Origin of the sequence: Clostridium sp. (assembly GCF_016650095.1) — a bacterium.
In the GTDB taxonomy this organism is placed as follows: Bacteria; Bacillota; Clostridia; order Clostridiales; family Clostridiaceae; genus Clostridium_AD.
In genome coordinates, this window is the sequence record NZ_JAENWL010000198.1 from 1 (window position 1) to 6740 (window position 6740).

The window sequence follows — 6740 nt, forward strand, 5'->3', positions numbered from 1 at the left end:
ATTTCGTTTAAAGCAGTATCCCACTTTTTGTATTTTTCATCAGCAGCCTCTCTCATGTCCATTGTCGTTCCAGCTTCTTTTTCTTTCAAATAATTTAATCCTATTTCAACATTATCTAATTTAGTTTTATATTCTTGCTTATCACTTTCTTCTTTAACCTTTTCACTATATGAATTTATAGAAAGTTCTGTTGCAATATTCTTTTGAGAAAATTCAAACCAAGCTACATCTTTTTTTACATTTTGTTCTTTACTGAAAGAATCAAATGCTTCTTTTGTAACAGGTTTATTATTAATGAAGTAAGCTGTGGTTATTCCATCATTATTTTGACTTGACTTATTATACCCAAATATATCAGTTTGATAGGCATTTGACTCAAATTTCAGTTTTCCGCATACATTATCTGACGCGCCGCTTGAACTCCAAGCTGTACCATCCGTTTTAAGCTGTTCTAAACCTCTGTATACAATATTGTAGCCATAAACTACACCTTTCATATAATGTAGAATTTCAAAAAACATAGGATTATTATTAGCATTGGATAATTCAAGAACAACTTCAGGTATTTTGTCGCCATCCATGTCAATTACTGTAAACCTCGTTACTTTGAAGATATTTCCAGGATACTGTTTCTTTAAAATATCATTCAAATATATTTTATTATTGTCATCTACGCTGAAAAAATTGACCTTATTTTGCAACACTGTTTTGTATGATTCCAATACCAAATCATTCTTATTGCTTTCAGATTTGCTGTCTGAAGGAGCATTAATTGGGTTAGAAGAAGGGCTTATTGGAACACTGGTGTCAGAAGTCTTATTACTACTTGCGGTACTGCTGTTGTTTTGGTTTAAATTGCTTTTATTGCTCGAACACGCAGTAATTGAAATACCTAACAGAAACACAAGAAGCACACACTTAATTTTTGGTCTCATCTAATCTCTCCTTTTAAAAACATAAATAATCTTCAGTTCGCTCTTACTTACGACTGTTAAATAACTTATAGATATATTTTACCTTTTTATCCTTGCTTTGGCATCATTCTAATAGCATAAGCCAAGGGTTTGGCCAACCTTTTATATTTAATTTAAGTGCAATTTTCCATTAAGATAAGCAAGTATTTCTTTGGGTAATTGGACGTGGAATTTCTCTCTCTCAAATCCCTCTGGGTCAGTTGCTGGTAGGAACTTAGGATTTCTCATTGAATCGGGAAAGGGACTAAGAAAAGAAAAATGACCGGCATTTACAATCTGCCTGAAAGTAACCAGTGATTCATCAGTAATGCTCTTTAATACAGTTTCCGCATTCCAAGAAGGAGTGATCGGATCATGTTCCGCTGTTAACATAAGGATAGGGATTGTTACATTATCCAAACCATTCATGAACCAGCCAGCTCCAGGAGCAAGCAAAACTATTGCTTTAATTCTTTGGTCAGAAGTAGTTTCTATTCTTTTGCCTTCTCTTGTTCTTGGAACACCCCCTGCCAGTGCAAGAGCTGTGTACCCACCCATTGAATGCCCTATTACTGCTACCTTGTCGTCTATAATATATTTGCCAAAATGACTATCTGAAAGAAGTTTGTCAATTGTTAGGCTTATATGCTTGGGTCGCAGGATAAGATTTTCTTCGGTGTTTGCCAATTCATTATTATTCCTATTATTTCCATAATGCTCTACTAGCGCCACAATAAAGCCATTTTTTGCAAGATATGTGCTAATTGTTCGATAAAGAAGATACGAACCTCCGCTGCCATGAGAAATTATGACAAGTGGAAATACACCCTCTAATAACTGGGCATTGATACAAACATCCATTGTGTACGGCCCAAATGCTATTGGGTTAGAAGGCTCGTTTGTTGGATATTGCACAATAACATTAAAAAAAACGTCTTTGCTTTCATCTCTAATTTGAATTTCTTTACATCCAACATATGTATTAAATTGTTTGCTATCCATAAGTATCTCTCCTTAATTTTTATAGTATATAAACTTTTCTAATAGTAAAATTTTCTGCTCCTCCTTCGTTAAATAGCTTTAGTCCCATTCTTATAAGGCTTTCACTCAAATCACCATGATGGTATGTATCACTTTTCATATAAAAACCTTTTCAAAAATTTAATTAACATTAAATAATATAATATCATAACATGTTGACATTGTGTTATTTACATCATGGTTTAATAAATGGTATTCAGAAAAAATTGCAAGAAGTTAAATAGCAATGAGTTATGAAAAACAAAGATACTCCCCCTAATAGTGGTTATTAGTATAATATTGTTATTTTTATTAAAGTTGTCTATAAATAAATTCAATTAATTATTTTGCAAATTTGTTTAGCCCATAGCTATAGTGAATGTTTATAAAATATTCGAAACAATAAAAAACACTAATAAAAATAGCCACTCTCTTAAAGAAAGTAGCTATTAACTATCGCTTACTTTATTCACAAGCTATATAGTATAATATGGAAAATACATTTGAAATATCCCAAGTTCTAAGTTTATATTTATATTAATTTATGAAATAGAAAAAGGGAGCTTTCAGCTCCCTTTTAATTATAAGTTTTTTTCGTAAGATTCAACCATTTTCTTAACCATTTGCCCGCCAATTGAACCTGCTTCTCTAGAAGTTAATTCTCCATTGTATCCATCTTTTAAAGAAACTCCTACTTCACTAGCTGCTTCCATTTTAAACTTATTTAGTCCTTCTCTAGCTTGTGGTACTAATGTTCTGTTTGCCATATAAATTACCTCCTTTTTTTAATAATGATTTTCATTTTCATTATTATATTGTTCATTATTATAAAGAAATAATCGTAGTAATTTAAGTCTATATTATTTAAATAATACAAAAATGGTAATTTAGGTTTAGAAAATTAAATTATTGTCTAATATATTATTTACTATAATATATTAGACAATAAAAAAGGATATAGACTTTATATCTATATCCTTTAGTAATTATCTAATTTAACTACATTTATAATATTTTAGCCACGTAGCATAACATCACTTCTAGGACTAAACTCGGTAGAAATTATACGCTACCGGTGAAAATCAGGTAAACAAGAACTGCATTTAAAACTAGAATAATAGTTGTAATACACCAACCAGCTATTTTAGTTGAACGTTTGTTTACAAAACTACCCATTAAGTCATTGCGACTGGTGATTAGTAGCAACGGCACAATCGCGAATGGAAGAGCGAAGCTCAAGGCAACTTGGCTCATTATTAGAGCATACATAGGGTTAACACCTATAGCAATGATAATTAAGGCCGGAGCCATAGTAATTAATCTTCGAATATTGATGGGGACACTCAGTCCAATAAAGCCTTGCATAATAGTTTGCCCAGCCATAGTACCCACTGCTGAGGACGACAAACCCGATGCTAGCAATGCAATCCCAAAAGCACCACTGGATAATGTTCCAAGAAGAGGTTCTAATGATCTTTGTGCTTGTTCTATCGTCTCCACAACCACACCATTTCTGTAGAATACTGCTGCAGCTACTATAACCATAGCGGCATTGACTAGAAATGCTATATTCATGGCAATGATAATATCAATTCGCTCCATACTTAAATGCTTGCGTTTATCTTCTTCGGTATCATCCTTTTTATTTCTAACCTGGACCAATTGCGAGTGTAGATATATTACGTGAGGCATTACCGTTGCACCTAGCATTCCAACGGCTATTAACACAGCTTGGCCATTGGGAAGTGACGGAATTAGCGTGTGGATACCTACCTGTGCCCAATCTGGCTTAGCTAAAAACAGTTCGATAGTGTACGCAATAGTTATGACCGATACTAATATACCAATAATCCACTCAACGACCTTTTGGCCATATTTCTCCATATAAACGATAATGTAAGTAAGCACTCCAATGATTAGTCCAGCATAAATCATGGGGATTCCGAATAGCAAATATAATCCTAATGTTCCACCAAGAAACTCTGCCAAATCTGTGGCCATAGCAGCAAGTTCGGACTCAATCCAAAAGAACCAGTTGGTTTTACGTGAGAATACTCTCGAACACATTTCTGGTAAATTGTGACCCGTAGCAATTCCTAATTTTGCAGACATATTTTGTATAAAGATTGCCATTAGGTTACTCCAAAGAATTACCCAAATTAGACTATAATTAAAAACTGAGCCTCCACTAATATTTGTGGCGAAGTTGCCTGGATCTATGTAGGCAACACTTACTATAAACGCAGGTCCTAAAAACTTCAGTAAACCTTTAAACTTACCTGACTTTTCCATGCTATTATTTACACCTTGTTTTTCGGCAGTTAAATTAACATCTATTATTTTTTTATCTTTTTCCATATAATATATCACCCTTCGAACTCAACTATTTTTGTATAACTAAAATAATTATTACTAGTTAACATTGTTAGCCTAGACTAAGTTTATTTTTCTAATATAATATATGGGATAGTTTTTAAAAATGTTACACTAAAGTAATTTTAAAATTTATTTAAGCATATAATTTATTTAACAGACTATAGCATAAAGTAGGTGAGAATGTGGCAAAAAATGATTTCTATACTTTTAATGAATATATGAAAAAAGAAGATAATTTACTTACTGCTTCTATGGAAGATTACCTAGAAATGATATATAGATTATCTTTAGATACAGGATTTACAAGGATTCATGAACTTTCCGATGCACTTAATGTCCAACCACCTTCTGCTACAAAAATGGTTCAGAAGCTAGCAGAACTGAAGCTTTTAAATTACAAGAAGTATGGGATTTTAATACTAGAAGAGGATGGTAATAAGCTCGGAGAGGCACTGCTTAATCGTCATAATATTATTGAAAGCTTTTTAAAAATACTTGATGTTTCAGATTCTGAGGTTTTAGAAGAAACTGAAAAAATCGAACATACAATAAGTGCTCAAACCACAAAATGTTTTAAAGATTTTGTACAATTCATTAAGGATAATCCTAAAATAGCAGCTGAGTTTAAAACTTACAGAAAGGTTTAAGCTAATATTAGTTTTCTACTAACATATAAATCATTGCTGCACAATAAAATTTTTTAACATTATTCATAATTGTTAACTATCACTCCATATTTCTATCCAGATATGGAGTGTTTCTGAAATCACAAGTTTTCTAACCTTTAGTCTATATTCTTTATCTTTTATTTTCATTATTCTCTTGTCTAAAATCTCCCACATCATATCAGCATCCACCTTGTCTACTTCCTTGCCAATGAACTTATCAACTTTTTCTTTTATATGCTTTTGCAATATACTTCTTGTTATTTCATCTTCTTCATTCTCTAAAGTAACCTCTGTTTTTTTCACAATTAACCTTTTAGTATTAATAGCCTCCTCCAATTTTTCAAGACGAGCATCTTTATCTTCGATTAACACTTCTAAAACGCTAATTTTTTGATAGTATTCATCTATTCTATAACTGACTAAGCAACTGAAAGCTATAATCCCTATAATTCCACCTATAATAAATCCTGTAGCGAAAAATAGAAAATACCCTTCTTTCATTACTTTGTCCATAATTCACCACATCTTTCTAGGAGCTTCAAGGTATAAAATCCTATATTTGCTCCCAGTAACGCTGCTAAAATAAATGCTATTTGCTTTATCATTAATCGTATTTCTCCCTTAAAGAGTCCCTCTTCTATAACCTGAAAAGAAGAAAATGTTCCCCCTAATGCAATTGCCACAGCCCATATTTTAATGGAACTAGCTAAATCTAACATGGTTTTTAAAGGTGGATGATTATTTAAAATGGCACCAATTCCAGCAAAGGTACAAGAACCAAACATTACTCCAAATGCAATAAGAAAGCTATATGACATATTAGAAATAAAATTACCCATACTTTTTCCCTTTCTCTTTAAAGTGATTTCTATATAAACTATGATTCATATAACTAAAATATGTTTTACACACCTTTGTACAGGTCACAATTAACCTTTCTACTCAGCTCATTCTAACCATATCTATACAAAATTACCTTTCTTTATTTGGTTGATACGACCCCGTAGAATGTATCCTGTTTCAGTGACTCTAAAAAGCAATCTTTATTCTTCATAACAAATAATTGGTGTTCCCTCTTCTATATTTTCAAAAATTGTTTTAGCTAAGTATATTGGAGCATTTATGCATCCATGGCTTCCCCTTCTCGTATATATATCTCCTCCAAAAGAATATCTCCAGCTTGCATCATGTATTCCTATATTCCCGAAAAAAGGCATCCAATAAGTTACCGGAGCTTCATAACCAGGTCCAGTTAATGTTGCCCCCTTTTGTTTATAATTAAGCATATAAGTTCCAAGGACAGTAGAATGTCCTCTATTTGGATTCCCTGTTACTACAGAACCTTGTGTTATAATCTTTCCATTTTTATAAAACCATAAATGCTGTCTTGTTATATTAACTTCTACATAAGTATTACCTATTTCATTTTCCGCCCTATATAAAGCCTTCTGAGTATATATAGGTTCTTTTTCAAATACATTACCAAGTTTTATATTTTCTAATAATGCTTCTGTTTCAGCCTCACGATTAATTTCCCATCCATAAAGTCCACCGCTAACTTCTACTATTTTCCCCATAGAGGTTGGTAAGTTGTATAATGAAATGACCGAAGAGTAACAAAAAAATAAAGACTCAAGAGAAATACTCTTGTATAATGTTAAGTGACTAAACCAACATATACGGGAGGATTTCACATGAGTCAATTAAATTTTATCACACAGTG

7 protein-coding genes and 1 pseudogene are annotated in these 6740 nt (G+C 32.2%); 1 reads left to right on the plus strand and 7 read right to left on the minus strand.

Annotation, left to right across the window (positions count from 1 at the left end):
* The 4 genes from JJE11_RS11880 to JJE11_RS11895 all read right to left on the minus strand — a co-directional run.
* Window positions 1–935 (minus strand): lysozyme inhibitor LprI family protein (locus tag JJE11_RS11880; protein ID WP_291635854.1); only part of this gene is annotated, 935 nt, incomplete at its 3' end.
* 147 nt (window positions 936–1082) lie between these two features.
* Window positions 1083–1955 carry an alpha/beta fold hydrolase gene (locus JJE11_RS11885; protein ID WP_291635856.1) on the minus strand — a complete coding sequence of 291 codons (873 nt, stop codon included), beginning with the start codon at window positions 1953–1955 and terminating at the stop codon, window positions 1083–1085.
* A 599-nt stretch (window positions 1956–2554) separates the two neighbouring features.
* Window positions 2555–2740 (minus strand): alpha/beta-type small acid-soluble spore protein, encoded by a 186-nt coding sequence (locus JJE11_RS11890; protein ID WP_291635858.1) that lies wholly within the window; start codon window positions 2738–2740, stop codon window positions 2555–2557.
* A gap of 295 nt (window positions 2741–3035) precedes the next feature.
* Window positions 3036–4331 (minus strand): Nramp family divalent metal transporter, encoded by a 1296-nt coding sequence (locus JJE11_RS11895; RefSeq protein ID WP_291635860.1) that lies wholly within the window; start codon window positions 4329–4331, stop codon window positions 3036–3038.
* Window positions 4332–4531: 200 nt separating this feature from the next.
* Between JJE11_RS11895 and mntR the strand changes: the two genes are divergently transcribed.
* On the plus strand, window positions 4532–4996 hold the full coding sequence (gene mntR, locus JJE11_RS11900; RefSeq protein WP_291635862.1) for a transcriptional regulator MntR: 465 nt from the start codon (window positions 4532–4534) through the stop codon (window positions 4994–4996).
* Window positions 4997–5068: 72 nt separating this feature from the next.
* On the opposite strand, the gene JJE11_RS11905 is transcribed toward mntR, so the two are convergent.
* From JJE11_RS11905 to JJE11_RS11915, 3 genes and pseudogenes are all read right to left on the minus strand, one after another.
* Complete coding sequence (locus tag JJE11_RS11905) at window positions 5069–5530, minus strand: hypothetical protein (protein ID WP_291635863.1); 462 nt, start codon at window positions 5528–5530, stop codon at window positions 5069–5071.
* A complete protein-coding gene (locus tag JJE11_RS11910; protein ID WP_291635865.1) occupies window positions 5518–5856 on the minus strand; it encodes a YtrH family sporulation protein in 339 nt (112 codons plus the stop codon). The genes JJE11_RS11905 and JJE11_RS11910 overlap by 13 nt, the downstream gene beginning before the upstream one ends.
* A gap of 204 nt (window positions 5857–6060) precedes the next feature.
* Window positions 6061–6600 (minus strand): annotated as a pseudogene (locus JJE11_RS11915) (L,D-transpeptidase); the annotation flags it as partial.
* Window positions 6601–6740: the final 140 nt, after the last annotated feature.